This window comes from Flavobacterium laiguense, assembly GCF_003097655.1.
In the GTDB taxonomy this organism is placed as follows: Bacteria; Bacteroidota; Bacteroidia; order Flavobacteriales; family Flavobacteriaceae; genus Flavobacterium; species Flavobacterium laiguense.
On record NZ_QCZH01000020.1, the window covers coordinates 40,681 to 59,410 of the forward strand.

At 35.2% G+C, this 18,730-nt stretch carries 10 protein-coding genes; 5 read left to right on the forward strand and 5 right to left on the reverse strand.

What is annotated here, in order from left to right:
* Positions 1-30 precede the first annotated feature (30 nt).
* A complete protein-coding gene (locus DB891_RS14270; protein WP_223256112.1) occupies positions 31-2,925 on the forward strand; it encodes a T9SS type B sorting domain-containing protein in 2,895 nt (964 codons plus the stop codon).
* A 2-nt stretch (positions 2,926-2,927) separates the two neighbouring features.
* Here the strand turns inward: DB891_RS14270 and folK are convergent, their stop codons facing one another.
* The gene (gene folK / locus DB891_RS14275) at positions 2,928-4,064 is read right to left on the reverse strand and encodes a 2-amino-4-hydroxy-6-hydroxymethyldihydropteridine diphosphokinase (RefSeq protein ID WP_116764255.1); all 1,137 of its coding nucleotides are present in this window, start codon (positions 4,062-4,064) and stop codon (positions 2,928-2,930) included.
* Positions 4,065-4,297: 233 nt separating this feature from the next.
* On the opposite strand from folK, the gene sppA reads away from it, so the two are divergent.
* A complete protein-coding gene (gene sppA, locus DB891_RS14280; RefSeq protein WP_116764256.1) occupies positions 4,298-6,055 on the forward strand; it encodes a signal peptide peptidase SppA in 1,758 nt (585 codons plus the stop codon).
* A 131-nt stretch (positions 6,056-6,186) separates the two neighbouring features.
* The gene (locus DB891_RS14285; protein WP_116764257.1) at positions 6,187-8,775 is read left to right on the forward strand and encodes an AsmA-like C-terminal region-containing protein; all 2,589 of its coding nucleotides are present in this window, start codon (positions 6,187-6,189) and stop codon (positions 8,773-8,775) included.
* Positions 8,776-8,926: 151 nt separating this feature from the next.
* Here DB891_RS14285 and DB891_RS14290 read toward each other — a convergent pair whose 3' ends face one another.
* From DB891_RS14290 to DB891_RS14300, 3 genes are all read right to left on the reverse strand, one after another.
* Positions 8,927-10,795: an alpha,alpha-trehalase gene (locus DB891_RS14290; RefSeq protein ID WP_116764258.1), complete on the reverse strand. Its 1,869-nt coding sequence runs from the start codon at positions 10,793-10,795 to the stop codon at positions 8,927-8,929.
* Positions 10,785-12,005: an MFS transporter gene (locus DB891_RS14295; protein ID WP_116764259.1), complete on the reverse strand. Its 1,221-nt coding sequence runs from the start codon at positions 12,003-12,005 to the stop codon at positions 10,785-10,787. The genes DB891_RS14290 and DB891_RS14295 overlap by 11 nt, the downstream gene beginning before the upstream one ends.
* Before the next feature lie 83 nt (positions 12,006-12,088).
* Complete coding sequence (locus tag DB891_RS14300; protein ID WP_223256113.1) at positions 12,089-14,737, reverse strand: TonB-dependent receptor; 2,649 nt, start codon at positions 14,735-14,737, stop codon at positions 12,089-12,091.
* A gap of 157 nt (positions 14,738-14,894) precedes the next feature.
* Here DB891_RS14300 and DB891_RS14305 point away from each other — a divergent pair, with 157 nt between their 5' ends.
* On the forward strand, positions 14,895-15,923 hold the full coding sequence (locus DB891_RS14305; RefSeq protein WP_116764260.1) for a LacI family DNA-binding transcriptional regulator: 1,029 nt from the start codon (positions 14,895-14,897) through the stop codon (positions 15,921-15,923).
* A gap of 250 nt (positions 15,924-16,173) precedes the next feature.
* Here DB891_RS14305 and DB891_RS14310 read toward each other — a convergent pair whose 3' ends face one another.
* Positions 16,174-16,968 (reverse strand): DUF2797 domain-containing protein, encoded by a 795-nt coding sequence (locus DB891_RS14310; RefSeq protein WP_116764261.1) that lies wholly within the window; start codon positions 16,966-16,968, stop codon positions 16,174-16,176.
* A gap of 187 nt (positions 16,969-17,155) precedes the next feature.
* Here DB891_RS14310 and DB891_RS14315 point away from each other — a divergent pair, with 187 nt between their 5' ends.
* The gene (locus tag DB891_RS14315) at positions 17,156-18,664 is read left to right on the forward strand and encodes a GH3 auxin-responsive promoter family protein (protein ID WP_116764262.1); all 1,509 of its coding nucleotides are present in this window, start codon (positions 17,156-17,158) and stop codon (positions 18,662-18,664) included.
* Positions 18,665-18,730: the final 66 nt, after the last annotated feature.

The window sequence follows — 18,730 nt, forward strand, 5'->3', positions numbered from 1 at the left end:
AATTTGTCCTATTGTTTTCTTGATTGCTTTATGAAAAAATCATTTTGTCTTTTTTTACTTCTCGCTAATTTTTTTGGCTACGCCCAATATACTGCAATTCCAGATGTGAATTTTGAAAAGGCATTGATTAATAAATATATTGACTCAGGCTCACCCGACGGAAAAGTACTTACAGCAAGTGTGAGTGGACTAACTAGTTTGAATATTTCCGCGAATAATATTACTAATTTAACAGGCATTGAGGATTTTTTGTCATTAAAAGATTTAGATTGTAGTTTTAATCTTTTAACTAGTTTGGATATTACTAAAAACACTTCTTTAACAAAGTTTCAATGCAAAGAAAATCAATTGTCTAACCTAGACATTTCTAAAAACACGACTTTAACATATTTGAATTGTTATGAAAATAAATTAATCAGTTTAGATGTTACTAAAAACACTCTATTAACGTATTTAAATTGTGGTAGAAATGAATTAGCAAATTTAGATGTTTCAAAAAACATAGTTTTACTTACTTTACAATGTGAAATCAACAAATTGAACAGCTTAGATGTTTCAAAAATCATTTCTTTAACTACTTTAAATTGTAGTTCTAATTACCTAACAAGTCTGGATGTTTCAAATAATATTTATTTGACATATTTAGAATGCATGATTAATAAAATAACCAGTTTAGATTTTTCAAAAAATCCTAAACTGACTTATTTAGGATGTATGGTTAATGAATTAACTTACCTTAATTTAAAAAACGGTAACAATACCATTCTGACTAGTCTTATTTCGGCATACAACCGTTTATCCTGTATACAAGTAGATAATAAAGTGTATTCGGACATCAATTGGAAAAGCTGGAAAGAAAATACCACTAGTTATTCTCAAGACTGCAGTAAAACCTCCAATACGACTAACCCTCCTGTAATAACAGCAACAGGAAATCAAAGCTATTGCCCGCTCACCAATATAAAAATAGTAAATGACGTAACAATTACAGATATTGATGACACGAGTACTGATGCTATTTATATTCAAATTTCATCGGGTTATAACAATTTACAAGACCAATTATTTCTAAATAACGTTTTAGCACATCCTACCGTTACAAGTAACTGGAATGCGAGTGAAGGAAAATTAACTTTAAAAAGTCCCATCGGAATACCCGTAAGCTATACCGACTTTGAAAAAGCTATTAAAGATATTCAATTTAAGAACTCTTCACCAGCGCCTACAGGTATTAGAAATTTTTCAATCAGTATAGGACAAGCCAATTATTTGCCTAGAAATGGTCATTATTACGAATATGTTCCCAACTTAGGAATAACCTGGACAAACGCAAAAAACGCCGCTGACATCCGAACTTATTACGGACTAAAAGGTTATTTGGCTACGATAACCGCAGCAGATGAGGCGCAATTAGCAGGAAAGCAGGCGCCAGGAGCAGGTTGGATTGGAGGCACCGATTCTGAAACAGAAGGTGTTTGGAAATGGGCAACTGGACCAGAAGCGGGTACTGTTTTTTGGAATGGACTTGCGAATGGTTCAACTCCTAACTTTGCTTTTTGGAATTCAAATGAACCCAATCAATATGCTGGTGTAGAAGAAGACTTTGCCCATATCACAGCGCCTGGAGTAGGAGTAGCAGGCTCTTGGAATGATTTACCAATTGGAGGTGATCCAAGCGGAAATTACCAACCCAAAGGATACATTGTAGAATACGGCGGAACCATTGGAGATCCAGTTTTACAACTTTCCACTAGTACTACTTTGACTATAGCATCCATAACTGACACCAAACCAGCATCCCGATGTGATGCAGGAACAATTACCCTTCAGGCAACCGCTTCCGCAGGAACCATCAATTGGTATGATGCCACAATAGGAGGTACTAATATGGGAAGCGGGCCCAGTTTTACCTCTCCAAACATCAACACTACAACCTTTTATTATGTTGAAACAACAACTGCAAATTGCTCAAGCACCAGAACTGCAGTAGAAGCCAAAATAAATACCACTCCTACAATTACCAGTACAAACTCTGCTGTAACCAATTGTGGTTCTGGATTATTTACTCTAAAAGCAACCACTAGTGCCGGGACTGTAAATTGGTACTCTCAAACAGGAGGTGTAGTCGTGAATACAGGATTATCATACACCACTCCTTTCATAGCAGCAAGCACGACCTATTTTTCCGAAGCCACAAATAACGGATGCACAAACAACACCAAAGTCCCTGTTGATTTAATTGTTTACCCGCTACCTGTTGTTGCCGATGAAACGGTAAAAAAATGCAGTTCCAGTACAGTTCAATTAGACGCATCGCTTCCAAATATGACCTATCTTTGGTCAACTGGCGAGACCACCCAAACCATAGAAGTTCCATCTAATGGAATTTATACCGTAGATGTAACCAGCCTTGCACCCGAAAACTGCACGAGCCGAAAAACAATTACTGTACAAGAAGACAACAAACCTGAAGTAAAAATAGTAATCGTTGATGAGACTACAGTAACTATAGAATTAATAAAGGAAGAAGACTACTTTGAATACTCAATAGACGGCATTCATTACCAAAGCTCGAATGTGTTCACCAATGCACCCAGTGGATTACAAACTGCCTATGCACGAGATGTCAATAAATGCAACACCGACAGCGAACCTTTTGTAGTAATTATTGTTCCAAAATATTTCACCCCAAACAACGACGGGTTTAATGATGTCTGGGAAATAAAAGGATTAGTCAATTATCCGCTAGCAGAAGTTAGTCTTTTTGACCGTTATGGAAAACTAATCGCTCAATTGCACGGTTTTAATCGCAGTTGGGACGGCACATATAACAAAAATCAGTTACCCGCAACCGATTATTGGTATGTAATAAAACTAGACAAAGACAGCCCAGAAGTTAAAGGACATTTCTCTTTGAAAAGATAACATCACAGACTACTCTTTTCCTGAATTTTATTCAAAACAAAAAGATAATCTTCCTGTTTATTTACAAAATCACGATTGGAAACATCGATAACCAAAACATTCAGGTTGGTTTGGGTTTTAATGTATTCCAAATACCCTTTGTTTATTTTTTCTAAATACTCCGCTGTAATGTCTTGCTCGTAGCTTCTTCCTCTATTTTTTATATTTTGCAACAAACGCTCTGTATTTTGATACAGATAAATGTACAAATCGGGTTTTGGCATTTCTTTATAAATAATATCAAACAAGGTACGATACAACCTAAACTCATCATCGCCTAAAGTAATTTTAGAAAATAATAACGATTTAAAAATATGATAATCAGCTATGATAAAATCTTTAAACAAATCAAACTGAGATAAATCATCCGATAATTGCTGATACCTATCCGCCAAAAAAGACATTTCAAGAGAAAAAGCATATCGGTTTTGATCCTCATAAAATTTAGGTAAAAAAGGATTGTCCGCAAAACGCTCCAATACTGTTTTGGCATTAAAATCTTGAGCCATTTTTAGTGCCAAAGTGGATTTTCCAGCACCAATATTCCCTTCAATGGCTATATAATTGTATTGATTTAATATTATTTTATCCAAAGGACTTCTTAATTCTTGCACTACCTCACAAACACTATCGTCTGGAGTAATTTGAAGTAATTCTGAAATCGACTTTTTAAAAACGGGATGTTCCCAATCTAAATTCAAATCCTGAAATGGCAACAAAACAAATTTTCTATTTTGCATTAGCGGATGCGGAACTTGAAGATGTTCAATATGGATCACTTCAGCATCAAAGGCAACTACATCAATATCTATAATCCTGGATTGATAGCCCGCATTTTCGTTGCGAATGCGTCCCAATTTTTTTTCAACTATCAAAACCTCTTCAAGGATTTGCTCAGGAGTTTGAGAAGTATGCAAAACTAATGCACAATTATAAAAAGCCTCACTTTCAAAACCCCAAGAAGGCGTTTCGTATAGTTTGGAAACTTTTATAATGGTACCTATTTCTTGGTGGATCAGTTCAAGGCATTGCTCGATGTTTTCCAATCGATTGCCTTGATTACTCCCCAGAGATAAAACGACTTGATGTTGTAAATTCATATTCTGCCAATTGTATTTTAATTTAGTATAACTAAATTTCTGGTAGAATACCGATATAACAAAATAATAGTACAATTCATTGGACTATATATTTTGTATAATCGGTATTGGGCACAAATTAACTAAAAGAATTTTAGAATAGCAGTATATTTGCCAGGAGTGTTGTAATTTATTTTCATCGTTAACTGTAACAAATCAACACTTTTTACTACTTATTAGAAAAATAGATTGATATGAGATTTTTAGGAAATGTAATGGCAACCATTATTGGTATTTTTGTTTTTTTTATGTTGTTTTTCTTTGGAATTGTTCTCATAGGAGCGCTTTTTGGAGGAGAATCTGAAGGGGTTACCGTTAAAAGCAATTCGGTTATCGAACTAAACTTAGAAAATATCAGTAATGACTATGCCGGAAAATACAAAGATCCTTGGATGGAAGTTTTTTCAGAAAAAAAAGGCATTGGTTTTATAGATGTACTTAACGCTATTGAAGCGGCTAAAACAGACAGTGACATCAAAGGAATATCTATCTTGAATGAAGATTCCTCATTGGGATTGGCGCAAAGTAAGGAACTAAGGGAAGCTTTAATTAGTTTTAAAAAATCAGGAAAGTTTGTTATGGCCTATGCCAATAATTATTCACAAAGAGATTACTATTTAAACTCTGTTGCTAACACCATTTACTTGAATCCGGTTGGAGATCTTGACTTTAAAGGATTATCGACCGAAGTAATGTTCTTTAAAGATTTACAGGAAAAATCAGGAATAAAAATGGAAGTCATTCGACACGGAAAATACAAAAGTGCCGTTGAACCCTTTCTTGAAAACAAAATGAGTGATGCCAATAGAGAGCAAACAACTGCATTGTTAAACTCCGTTTGGAATTCAGTTCTAGCGGATATTTCAGCAAGTCGAAACATACCAACAGCAAGATTGAACGAAATTGCAACCGGTTTATTGGCCCGCACTCCAGAAATGGCCAAAGCAAATAAACTTATTGACATTATCGCTTATGAAGATGTGTATCATGACGCCATCAAAAAAGCGCTAAAAGTAGCAACCGACGAAGATTACAACAAAGTATCGATGTCCGATTATGCCCAAAAAGTAACGACTACTTCAATAAGTACAGATACAGACAACCAAATTGCTGTGATTTACGCACAAGGCGAAATTGGAAGTGGCGAAGGCGATGTCAATACCATTGGAGAAGGTTCCATGCGCCGTTCTTTGCAAGAAGCCAGAAAAAACAAAGACATTAAAGCCATCGTGCTTCGAGTAGATAGCCCAGGCGGAAGTGCCTTAACCTCCGATTTAATTTGGAGAGAAATTGAATTGACCAAGAAAGTAAAACCAGTCGTGGTATCAATGGGGAATTACGCAGCCTCTGGAGGATATTATATTGCCTGCAATGCGAATACTATTTTTGCAGAAAAAAACACAATTACCGGCTCTATAGGTGTTTTTGGGGTATTACCGAACTTTAGCCAGTTGTCTACCAAAATTGGGATCAACACCGAACAAGTAATGACCAATGAAAACGCCAATTACAGTCCGTTTGTTCCTTTAAACGAAAAATTCAAAGGCGTTACCCTTGAAGGTGTAGAACGTGTTTACAAAACATTTATCACTCATGTTGCCGAAGGACGAAAAATGACGGTTGCACAAGTAGATTCTATTGCACAAGGTCGCGTTTGGACAGGTACTGAAGCCAAAAGAATTGGATTGGTAGATAAAATCGGAAATTTAAATGACGCTTTAAAAGAAGCAGCCTCATTAGCCAAAATTAAAACCTACTCTACCCAAAACTTCCCAGAATACGAAAAAGATTTTAGCGATCTATTGGCTAGTTTCCCTTTTGCAAAATCAAAAAAGGCTTTAATCAAAGAGGAATTGGGTGAAGAAAATTATTTTCTTTTACAACAAATTAAGAAAGTGCAATTACAAAAAGGAATTCAGGCCAGAATGCCTTTTGAAATTTCGATCCAATAATTTTTTTACATCTAATCTTAAACCCTTTCAGACTAATAAACTGAAAGGGTTTCTTTTTATCATAATTTTACAAAACAACTAATTAATAAACCCTTATTTTTGTATAAAATAACCCAATTCATTCAATATATATGCTAAAGAAAATTTTAAAAATCGTTGGAATTGTATTGGTAGTCCTAGTTGCTTCTCTATTTGCCATTCCGTATTTCTTCAAAGACCAAATAAAAGCCAAAATTAGCGAAGCCATAAACAAAAAAGTAGATGCTACAGTTTCCTTTGCGGACGCTGATTTAAGTTTATTCAAAAATTTTCCGAAAGCAACGATAACGCTAGATCAATTATTGATTATCAACAAAGCGCCTTTTGAAGGAGATACTTTGGTTTCATTGGGCGAATTGAATTTAAACATGTCCATCAAAGAATTGTTTAAAGGAAAAGAGGAAGCGATACAAATTGAGGGCATTACTTCAAAGAACGGTTTTATCAATATCATTTTCAATAAAGATGGAATCGGAAATTTTGACATTGCTTTGAAAGACAATAAAGCAAAAGACGACACCAAAAGCGACCCTATGTTATTGAAAATTCAGAAATACCAAGTTGAGAATTTTAAGTTCCAATATTTTGATGAAGGGTCACAAGTACGAATGATCATTGATAGCTTAAATCACGAAGGCACTGGAGATTTTAATGCCTCAAAATTGGATTTAGACACCAAATCGACTGCTAAAATATCGCTTGACATGGGCAAGATCAATTATATGAAAAATGTTGCCTTGTCATTGGATGCCGTTTTAGGAATTGATTTAGATAAGAGCAAGTATACTTTTAAAGAGAATAAAGCATTAATCAATCAATTACCATTAGAATTTGATGGTTTTATACAGATGGTGGATGCGGGACAGCTATATGATTTAAAATTCAAAACACCAACTTCCTCCTTCAAGAACTTTTTGGGATTGATTCCTGCTGTTTATGCGTCTAGTTTAGAAGGCGTAAAAACTACGGGAGATTTTACGGTTAATGGTTTTGCCAAAGGAATGCTGACGGATACTACTATTCCAAAATTCCGTATTGCCATTGCTTCAAACAACGGTTCTTTTCAATATCCGAACTTACCCAAATCGGTTCAAAGTATTGTAATTGACACCAAAATTGTAAATGAAACGGGTATAATGAATGACACCTATGTCAATCTGGACAAACTTTCTTTTAAAATAGATCAAGATATTTTTAACGCCAAAGCCAATATAAAAAACATTAGCACCAATGCTTTGGTTGATGCCGCTTTGAAAGGAACCATCAACTTAGCCAATCTTTCTAAAGCGTATCCTATAAAACTGGACAAACCGCTTACTGGAATTTTGAAAGCAGATGTGACGACCAAATTTGACATGGCTTCGGTGGAAAAAAGTCAGTACCAAAATATTAATAATGCGGGAACCATCGGTGTGACTGGATTTAATTATGCTGACGCAAATGGCAAAAACATGGCCATCAGTTCGGCTTTGGTACAATTTAACCCGAGTCAAGTGCATCTGAAACAGTTTAATGCCAAAACAGGAAAAAGTGACCTTAGCGTAACGGGAGTTTTGGATAATTTTTACGGTTTTATGTTTAGAAAACAAGAGTTGAAAGGGAATTTCAATCTAACTTCCAATCAGCTTGCAGTCGATGATTTTATGACAACCTCTGCAGCTCCTGTAGCTGTTGCCGCAGAAAACCAAAAAACCAAAAAAGCCGAACCGTTAAAAATCCCTTCTTTTTTAAATTGTACGCTTACCGCAAAAGCCAATACGGTTTTGTATGACAACTTAACCTTGAAAGCGGTTTCGGGAAAAATGATTATCAAGGACGAAAAAGTGACTTTAGAAAACGTAAAAACATCCATTTTCGGAGGAACTATTGGTGCCAGTGGCGCTGTTTCCACAAAAGGCAAAACACCCGTTTTTGACATGAATCTTAATTTAAACCAAGTTGATATTCAACAAAGTTTTACCCAATTGGATATGTTGAAAAAAATAGCTCCAATAGCGGGAATCGTAAATGGAAAAATAAATACAACCATCAAATTAAACGGAAACCTAGACGCCACTGAAATGACGCCTGATTTAAAAACCCTTTCAGGTGATTTGGTGGGACAATTGCTTTCAACTACCTTGAATGCCAATAGCTCGACGATGTTAAAAGCGTTGAGTTCTAATTTAAAATTTATTGATTTAAATAAAGTGAATCTCAACGACATCAAGGCAGCTCTTACTTTTAAAGATGGAAAAGTAAATGTAAAGCCATTTGATATAAAATACCAAGACATTAAAGCAGTGGTAGGTGGTACTCATGGTTTTGACCAAAGTATGGATTACAACATCAAATTTAATGTTCCTGCCAAATACCTAGGCAAGGAAGCCAATGCCTATATATCGAAAATGTCACCGAGTGATGCTGCTAAATTTGATAACATTCCTGTAACGGCATTAATGACGGGAACTTTTAGCAATCCTAAAATTTCGTCGGATATGAAAACGGTATTGACCAACTTGACTATGCAATTGGCCAAACAGCAATCGGATAAATTGGTAAAAAAAGGAACTTCCGAATTGGATAAATTGTTAAACAAAAACAAGTCAACAACAGCGGACACCACTAAAACGAATGCCCAAAAAGAGGACATCAAAAAGAAAGCAGGAGATTTATTGAATAGTTTGTTTAAGAAAAAATAGCTTTGATGCAAAACCCGACAGGTTTGAAAAAAACCTTTCGAGTTTATCGAATAAGAAAAGTTCGAAATATACTTTATCACACCAAAAAAGCCTAATAGTATTAAATACTCTTAGGCTTTTTTATGCATTATCTTGTCCTGGAAGAAACTGACTACAAAAACAATTTATCAGGATCAGTTAATTTTTCTAATTCTTGTTTTAGGTTTATTCTTAAAATACTCAACCCAAATTGATACGAGGCATTCATCCAACCAAAACCTTCTTCCGTAATATAATCGAATGCTGTTCCTACATTACCATACTCGGCAAAAATTTTGAGAGAACTGGTTTCTAAATTAAATTTTTCAGGAATAGTTCCGTTATAATCTACAGCGTTCCGTGTAATAAGCCACAGCCAGCGGTAAACCATTTCTTGAGCTTCATCTATATAATTATAGTTCAATAATCCTTCCCATAAAAACATTTGATGTGGCGCCCATCCAAAAGGGTAATCCCATTGGCGCTGCGGAGAATTGACATCTATATCCGCAATTGCATCTTTGGTACTTCCTGCAATTCCCCCTTTTAATTTGAATTTCGGCAATGCTGTCTTCACCAAAACCTCGGCTTGTTCCGCACTGCATAATTTTGCCCAAAGCGGATAGAAAGTCGTAGCTGCTTCAAATTGATGTGATTGTTCTGTTATAAAATTATAGTCAAAATAGATTCCTTTCTTTTTATCCCAACACAATTCATCTATTTTTTCTTTTCTTAAAACTGCTTTTTTACTCCAATATTCTCTGGAGTAAACTATGTTTTTATCATATTGGAAATGATTATCAAATTCGCTTTCAATCAAGAAAGCAATATCCGTTTCGTACTTATAAAGCAAACTATTCAAATCTATCATATTCAAATCGGCACAAACATTGACCAAGCGATTGGTGGTGTCGTGCCCACTTTCTCGCATGCTACGATCATGAACAAAATAAGCATCAAGATTGGCATCAACAATTTCTCTTTCGAGGTATTTTTTTTCAAAATCACGCAAAGGCAAATTGTACAGCAAAGCATACTTTTCTAGAACATCATCAAAATGCCCAACCTCAACTTCAAACGGAAGGCCAATTCCTTCCGCCTTGTATCGGCTTAGTCCATTTGGCGTAAGCCTTTTTCCTTCTTCCATCCAAACCGTTTGGTATTCTTTGATAGCAGTCTTCAGATGTTTTGCGATCCAAGATGCTTTTGGCTTTGATTTTTTTACAATGGCAACAATCAAAGAAGTGTACAATGGTGGTTGTGTTCGGGTCAGATAATAACTTCGATTCGCATTGAGAATTTTACCATAATGGTCGATCTGATATTTAAAGTTCTCGGTGATGGCAATGGCAAGTTCCAATTTATCATCTAATAAAAGTCCCATTGCAATAAAATAGCTATCCCAACCATACATTTCATTGAATCGTCCGCCTGGGACCACAAACGGAACCCCTTTTGTTTGACTATCTTCCTGATACAAAGCCAAAGCCAATATTCCCGGCTTTTTGTTTAAGGTCTGCTCATATTCTGATGAAATATTTTCGGGTAACTGAACGACTTTTAATTTTGGAATCGATTTTTCAAGATTTTTAAAATATTCAAAAGCCAAATCATCCTTTTTAGGGACATATAAATACGAAATTGCGTTTTCTATCTTTTCATCTTCTATAATCTTCACAACCCCTTTCGCATCAATAGTTCTGGTCAACCCTTGCCAATATAAATTTTTTATTTTTCTGGAAATGCGACTTACCGGGTTTTCTATTATTTCGGAACTTTCTATTTCGGCAAATTCTGCATTATTCATTTTGGACAATGCCAATTCCTGCAATAAATTGGAGAGATGATAGGTTCCTTCTATGAGTAACGAATTTCCGTTTTCATCTTCCAATAAAAAACTTTTTGGACCTTGATCGTCTATCGTAATTTTTTTATCGCCATCCGTATCTTCCTGAGCTAATAAACTCTGAAGTGTTTGGTTTATGTTTAGTTTAAATTTCATTTTTGGCAGTTATTTTTTTTAGAATAAAAAAAGAAATCAATAATAGTGACATTGGGATTAAGGTGTAATAAAATGCGTTTTCCGGTCCTTGATTCTGGAACAACCAACCAATAATCCTGGAACCCAATGTACCTCCAAGTGCTGAAAAAACAACAATTAAACCCGTCATTGAGCTATGCAGTTTTTTTGGCAAAGAACTCAATATAACCGAATTGAGCAACGGATAAATAGGCGCAATAAATAATCCAACAAGTGGAAATGCAAAACCAATTAATGGTATATCACGGAAAGAATCGATTGTTTTCACTTCAAGTCCAACCGTTTTTGGCAGCACGAAAATCACAATCAACATGGCACATACAATACAAAAACTCAGTACCCAAATCCAGTTTATTCTTTTGGTAATTTCGCCCGCTAAAATTCTCCCAATTGCTAATGAAATGGCCAGAATACTCGCCATCATTATACTATTATTCTCAGACAAATGAAGCACTTTATCATTGAATGTTGGCAGCCAAGACATAATCCCTTGTTCGATCATTACAAATAAAAAGGCACTGACAACAAAGACAACAACCAATAATTTTGTCATTAATTTGAACATTTGCGAAAAATCATCCGCTAGATTCACACCTGGAATTTCTGTTGGATTCTCTATTTTCATAAAAAATAAAAAGCCAAATGAAAGTAATGACAACAAAGCCAAAAGCCAATATACATTGAGCCAGGAATTTGGATTAGCATCATCATTGAAAGCTGGGAATAAAAAATAAGCCAACGCAATTCCAATCATAAAAACCCCTTCAACACTGCTCATTAATGCATTGTGCTCCCTTTGATTTTCGGTTATTGTACCAATTAGTGAGTAGACCGATACTTTTATTAGTGCAAAGGATACACCAACGGTTGCAAAAAGCAATTTTGCATAATTAAAAGAGTTCCCATAAAACATGGCGATACAGGCAAAAGTCACCAGTCCTAACCCGATAAGCATTGCTTTTTTATAACCAATTCTTGGTAAAAAAGAAGCGATTAAAAATGAAACAATTGCAATGGGCAAATCCTTAAAAGCTTCCAGAATACTAGCCTGCAATTCATTTACACCATAATTTTTTTGTGCTTTTAAAATCACAATTCCTACGCTGTTCAGCAAAATAGCAAATACAAAGTAATTGAGATATAGCGCTGTTGTTATTCCTGTTTTTTTCATGATAATCTTTGGTTTACTGACGAATGTAGCAAAAACCAAATGCTGTTATGAAAACAACATTTGGCTGAACTAATTAATACAAACTAAAAGTTAATTGCTACAGAGAATCTGAAAGCACGTCCTAAAATAGGTCTTGCCAAAAACACATCGCTCGCAGATGATGTTGTCTGTCTAGGATTCCCTTCTGTTAAACCAATTTCATTAAACAAGTTAGAACCATCAAGGGCAAATCGTAAATTATTTACTTTGTAATTTAGACCCGCACCAACTTCTTTAAAAGCAGGTAAAACTTGTTTATTATCTTGGTTGGTATATTTTTTGTCAAAATAAGAATATTGAACATATGCAGTTAATCTTTCTGTTATATCAACTTCTGGTCTTACAGCGCAGAAGAATTTAGGAATTCTACGAGCAGCATTCCCGTTATAATCAAAAGTGCTTCCATCAGCATTTGAACCAGTAAAATTATCATATTCCGGATTTTGAACCGTAAAGTTAAAGTTCAATCTCGCCATTTTATATTTTACATTCGTTTCTACTTCTAAACCTAAATTGTTTACATCGGCAAATTTATTTTCAGATGATCCATCGGCTAATATGTCTGTAAAGGCAACATTTTTTAAATTCATGTGAAACAAATTGGCATTCACAGAAAGAAATGAATTTGCGTATTTGTAACCCAACTCCAATTGATTGACAAAAGTATTTTCCAGTTTACTCAAATCACTTGCATTGTCATAAAATGATTCCTCAATTGGCGATCTAAAACCATGACTGTATCTTAAATAAGACGCCATATTATCATTAAACTTATAATTTCCTGCTCCTGTATAAGAAACCTCACTTACATCATATTTCCAGTACGTATAAGGATTTCCCTGAATTGTAGTCACGGCGTCATCGGCAGTATTATTATCTAAAACACCTAGATTTTCGGCAAAGAAACGAGCATTGTCCCTGTATCCTGAATATTGGTTTTTATCATATCTTAAACCCACATTAAATGTCAATTTATCCGTTGCCTGAATTTCGGCATCTACATAAACATCATTTAATTTTCCTTTGGTTTGTGCGTCTCTTTCAAGCCAAGTAATTCTTTCGATACCATTCCAAGTATGGGATATCCCAGTTGCCGTGTTATTTACATTTACCAATCTTGGATTGTCTGTAACATCAACCAAATAGTTACTCCAGTTCCAGTATTGATTTGATTTCCAATTTGAATAATAGTAGCCAACGGTAAGATTAACAGGTTTCAAGTCGAAACCGAAAGATAGATTATTGGCAAAATTCTCCATTTGTTTGTGAATGTACCAATGATCCGCTCTCATAATCAATGAATTTACGTTTAATGCCGCATTGTTATCCACATAAGTATAACTCAAATCTCCTGTATTTACAGGAGCTAATCCTTGCACATCTGTCGCGTAAGCCGTTTGTGACCAAGGTCCACCGGTGCTGAAAATAGCATTGTAATTCAAATCTATTTTTGTGCTTCTGAATGCATTTTTTAAGATAACTTTCTCCGATATTTTCTTTTTGAGTTCGGCTCCAATCGCATCAACAACAGGATGAACACCATCTTCTAAATTGGCATTAAAAGTTCCTCCACCGTATTGAGGCACAATTAAATGCGAGAAATTTGCAGAAGTCAAAGTACCATAATTGGGATCAAATCCATCTATTCCTTCAACTTTTCCATTATTGCTTTTTAATGGAATTGGCAAATAGAATGTATTTCTGTCATCTAGTTTCTTGTAGTTTAATCTCAAATACCCTCCATCATCAAACTTATAAGTCAAATTCATTTTTACCTGTCCGCCTTTGTTTGCTGTAAAACCAGTTTTCCTAATTCCATCATCGGCTCTGTAAAATCCACCAACATTAAAGAACAATTTATCTTGAACCAATGCTCCGCTTAAATTAAGGTCTGTTCTGAATAAACCATAATCTCCAACGGTAAGTTTTGCTCTTCCTTGAAAATCATTTTGCCCCGTTTTTGAAATAAAATTGATAATTCCCCCTGGAGCATTCGATGCAAAAATAGATGCCGAACCACCTCGAACGGCTTCCATTTTACTAACGGTTTCATCAAGTCTATACCAATTATCAGCATTGGCAAACTGCAAAGCGCCGTCTTCAAAAACCGGTAAACCGTCTTCCTGAATTTGTACATATTCATACGCTCCAGCCGATGGAATTCCTCTTGCAAAAAGGTTATTCCCCACTTCTCCACCCGATGTTTCAACAACAAAACCTGGAATAGTTTGAAGAATAGCTGCTGTACTAATTGGCGCTCTGTCCTCGATCGCTTTTGCTCCCATAGTGGTAATAGCAATGCTTGATTCCAATTTTGATCTCGGGTTTGATGAACCCGTGATAACCACTTCTTTCAAACTTTGTGACTCTGATTCTATGCGTAAATCTAGCGTTATACTTTCGTCTTCCTTAACAGAAACATTCTTTTGAGTTGATTTGTATCCAATGTTTGATACACGAATGGTATAACTTCCCGCAGAAAGATTTAAAAATGCATATCCACCATCAAAGCCTGTACTCACCGCTTTTGAAGTTTCTAGAATAACGACATTTGCGCCTGGAATCGTTTGTCCGTTTTCGTCGAATACTTTTCCAGAAATAGTGCTTTTTCCCTGTGAAAAAGCCATCGCTGGAAGAATAAATACCAGCAGCATTAAAAATAATGCAACTGGATGATAATTTAACTGTTTCATGATATTTGTTATTTGGTTAGTTAATTGTGGGGTAAAACTATAGCCAATTTAATTAGGTCGATGGAGATTTTTTGCCGAAAACGTTTTCGATTTGCCGAAAACGTTTTCGACGAATAAATTTAACTAATTATCAATTAGTTTTATTACATTTATTATTATGAATGATACCAGACTTATTGATATTGCAGCAGCCTTAGGAATTTCTGTCACTACGGTCTCAAAAGCATTAAAAGGATATACTGATGTTAGTGCAATCACTCGAGCAAGAGTTCTTGAAATGGTAACTTCTATGAATTACAAACCCAATGTCAATGCCGTAAACCTTAGGACAAACGAAACAAAAACCATTGGGGTTATTATTCCTACCATGGTGCATCATTTTTTCTCTAGTGTTCTTAACGGTATTTTAGACGAAGCCGAAAACAGAGGCTATCTCGTTATCATTTTGCAATCAAATGAAAAATATGAGCTGGAAAAAAAGCAAATTGCATTGCTGTTACAAAAAAGAGTTGATGGCATTTTAATTTCGTTATCAAATGAAACAGACGATTTCACTCATATTAATGAAGCCATAAAAAAGAACACTCCCGTAGTATTATTTGACAAAATTGCTAAACTGGTAAATTGCTCCAAAGTGGTAATTAATGACCGAAAAGCCGCTTATGATGCCGTTACTTATTTAATCGAAAAAGGATATAAAAAAATCGCCCATTTTAGAGGTTCTTATACTCCTCAAAATTCAATTGATCGTTTTTTAGGATACAAAAAAGCATTAGAAGACCATAATATCCCTTATGATTCTTCGCTGGTTTATTTATGCGATCACAATGCCGATTTTGAAGACGGCTATGCCAATGCCCAAAAACTGGTTAATGACCATAAAGATGTCGATGCCGTTTTTGCGGTCACTGATTTGGTTGCTATCGGAATTATAAAACACCTCAACGAAATGCAAATCAAAATCCCGGAACAAATTGCTGTTTTTGGTTTCAGTAATTGGTTTATGTCAACCGTAATTTCTCCAAAACTCACCACTATTGACCAGCCTGGTTATGAAATTGGTCAACGAGCCGCCTCAATTTTGATAAATGAGATAGCGCAAATTAAAGAACATCTTCCTGTTACGCATCAAATTATTGAACTCCCCACACAGATTATTGAGAGAGAATCTACGCTAAGAAGCTAAGAGATTTAAGAATGAAGATTAACGATTTTTGATTTCAGATTTCGTATCGTGTAATCTAAATATTGCTGATTTTTTTCGGTTTTTTATATCTGACCCGAGCCTAAAAGGCGAAGCAAATCAAAAATCGTTAATCAAAAATAATTTATAAAAACTCCATAACTTAATTACATTGCACAATAGTCAATCGCAGCATTAAAAATAAAATAATTTCCTAAAATGGAAAATGCGACTGAATACTGTGTCCCAAAAATTACAACTCAACTCTTACCACATATCCCTCAGAACCACGAATATTAAAAACCGTACCATCTTCAAAAATGAGGTATTGTCCTTTGATTCCCGTTAGTTTCCCTTGAAATTGAGGCGTTTTATCTAAACTCAAACTGCTTACTTTAGTTGGGTATTGTAAAACAGGATAATGCATCTCATACAAATCATTTTTTTGCGAATGGAAATATTCCTGAACTTCGGAAGGGATTAGATTCTCAACTTTCATTCTTTCGGCAACTAAATCTATTTGTTCTACATTGTTGGTTAACATTTTTCGCCAATTGGTTTTATCGGCATAATGATTTTTCAAGGCTACCTCTGTAATTCCGGCCAAGTATCGATTAGGAACTTCAACAATAGCAATGGCTTGGGTTGCGCCTTGGTCGATCCATCTTGTAGGCACTTGTGTTTTTCTGGTTACCCCTACTTTGACCTCACTGGACAAAGCCAAATACACAATATGGGGTTGCAATTGCACGGATTCTTCATAAGCCAAATCTCGATCCTGAATGCCAAGATGGGCAGTACTCAACTCGGGTTTCATGATCCAATCACCTACCGCAGCACTCGAATAGAAACAATCATAACAAAATCCTTGACGAAAAATTTTTTTCTTCTTCCCGCAATTCAAACATTGATACCCTTCAAAATTGATTTCCAGTTCTTTGTTTAATAGCTGATTTACGTTCAAAAAACTATTTTCGAAAACCAAGTAATATTGAATGGGATCTCCAAATTCGGTTTGCATTTTAGAAAGTACACCTTGGTATGTCATGGGATTTTTGATTTTAGATTGCAGATTTTAGATTGCAGATTTAATAACACTATCGGAATATTTGGTTTAAATAAGAACCCTTTTAAGAAAAAAAAATATTATTTTTGGTACTATTGCAAAGTTAGTATTTGTAAATCTATTTTCAAATCTAAAATCTGCAATCTAAAATCTAAAATCATAAATCCCCATGCCTTTACCAATTATCAATTCCATCGCTTCTTGGTTTTTAAAACAAAGAATTCACCAGATTGAACTTTTTTTGAAATACCCAAATGAAGTTCAGGAGGAATTATTGATGAATTTGATTCGCACCTCAGAAGGAACAGTATTTGGCAAACAATACGATTATGAATCTATAAAATCATACCAAACTTTTACAGAAAGAGTTCCAATTTCGACTTACGAAGATTTAGAACCTTATATAGAACGCACCCGAAAAGGAGAACAAAATGTTCTTTGGGAAGCACCTATAAAATGGTTTGCAAAATCGAGTGGCACCACCAATGCCAAAAGTAAATTTATCCCCGTAAGTAATGAAGCTCTTGAAGATTGTCATTACAAGGGAAGTAAAGATTTGTTGTGTTTGTACTTGAACAACAATGAGGATTCTGAAATGTTTTTGGGTAAAAGTTTGCGACTGGGAGGCAGCTCACAGATCTATGAAAACAACAATACTTTTTTTGGCGATTTATCAGCCATTTTGATAGAAAACATGCCTATTTGGGCCGAATTTAGCAGTACGCCCAGCAGCAAAATTTCTTTGATGAGCGAATGGGAAACCAAAATGAGTGCCATCATTAATGAAACAATAAATGAGAATGTAACCAGTTTTGCCGGTGTTCCTTCGTGGATGTTGGTTCTAATGAATAAAGTGCTCGAAGAAACAGGAAAAACAAACCTAATGGAAGTATGGCCTAACTTGGAGGTGTATTTTCATGGAGGTGTTAGCTTTGACCCTTACAGAGAACAATTCCAAAAAATACTACCCAAAAATCAATTCAAATATTACGAAATATACAATGCTTCCGAAGGTTTTTTTGCCATACAGGACTTGAACAATTCGAGTGATTTATTGCTGATGCTGGATTACGGGATTTTTTATGAATTTATTCCGATGGATACCTTTGGTACACCCGACCAAAAAGCCGTTCGATTATCGGATGTGCAATTATTCAAGAATTATGCCATGGTGATTACCACAAATAGTGGTTTGTGGCGTTACTTAATAGGTGATACGGTTCGATTCACTTCTTTAAATCCTTATCGCATCCGAGTTACAGGACGTACCAAACACCATATTAATGTTTTTGGAGAGGAATTAATGGTCGAAAACACCGATCAGGCTATTGCCAAAGCCTGTAAAATCACCCAAACCGAAGTAGTGGATTATACCGTTGCTCCTATATTCATGAAGGATAAAGAAAAAGGAGGTCATGAATGGATGATTGAATTTAAGAAAAAACCAAAAGACATCGCTGCTTTCCAAAAAGCGTTGGATGACACTTTACAATCCTTAAACTCTGATTACGAAGCCAAGCGCTACAACAACATGACTTTAAACCCCTTAGTAATTAACGTGGCGAGAGAACGATTGTTTTATGATTGGCTTAAAGAGAGCAACAAACTGGGAGGTCAACACAAAATTCCAAGATTATCAAACAAAAGAGATTATCTCGAGCAATTGAAAAAGATGTAAAACTCAAAAAAGCCATTCAGAAATCAGTTTCCGAATGGCTTTTAATGTTACAATCATCTCGATAAA

What these genes read in the sequence shown, in the direction of transcription:
- DB891_RS14290 (WP_116764258.1), bottom strand. Translation starts at nt 10,795, where the DNA reads ATGAAATTTAAACTAAACATAAACCAAACACTTCAGAGTTTATTAGCT.
- DB891_RS14285 (WP_116764257.1), top strand. Translation starts at nt 6,187, where the DNA reads ATGCTAAAGAAAATTTTAAAAATCGTTGGAATTGTATTGGTAGTCCTA.
- DB891_RS14305 (WP_116764260.1), top strand. Translation starts at nt 14,895, where the DNA reads ATGAATGATACCAGACTTATTGATATTGCAGCAGCCTTAGGAATTTCT.
- DB891_RS14270 (WP_223256112.1), top strand. Translation starts at nt 31, where the DNA reads ATGAAAAAATCATTTTGTCTTTTTTTACTTCTCGCTAATTTTTTTGGC.
- DB891_RS14295 (WP_116764259.1), bottom strand. Translation starts at nt 12,005, where the DNA reads ATGAAAAAAACAGGAATAACAACAGCGCTATATCTCAATTACTTTGTA.
- DB891_RS14310 (WP_116764261.1), bottom strand. Translation starts at nt 16,968, where the DNA reads ATGACATACCAAGGTGTACTTTCTAAAATGCAAACCGAATTTGGAGAT.
- DB891_RS14300 (WP_223256113.1), bottom strand. Translation starts at nt 14,737, where the DNA reads ATGAAACAGTTAAATTATCATCCAGTTGCATTATTTTTAATGCTGCTG.
- folK (WP_116764255.1), bottom strand. Translation starts at nt 4,064, where the DNA reads ATGAATTTACAACATCAAGTCGTTTTATCTCTGGGGAGTAATCAAGGC.
- DB891_RS14315 (WP_116764262.1), top strand. Translation starts at nt 17,156, where the DNA reads ATGCCTTTACCAATTATCAATTCCATCGCTTCTTGGTTTTTAAAACAA.
- sppA (WP_116764256.1), top strand. Translation starts at nt 4,298, where the DNA reads ATGAGATTTTTAGGAAATGTAATGGCAACCATTATTGGTATTTTTGTT.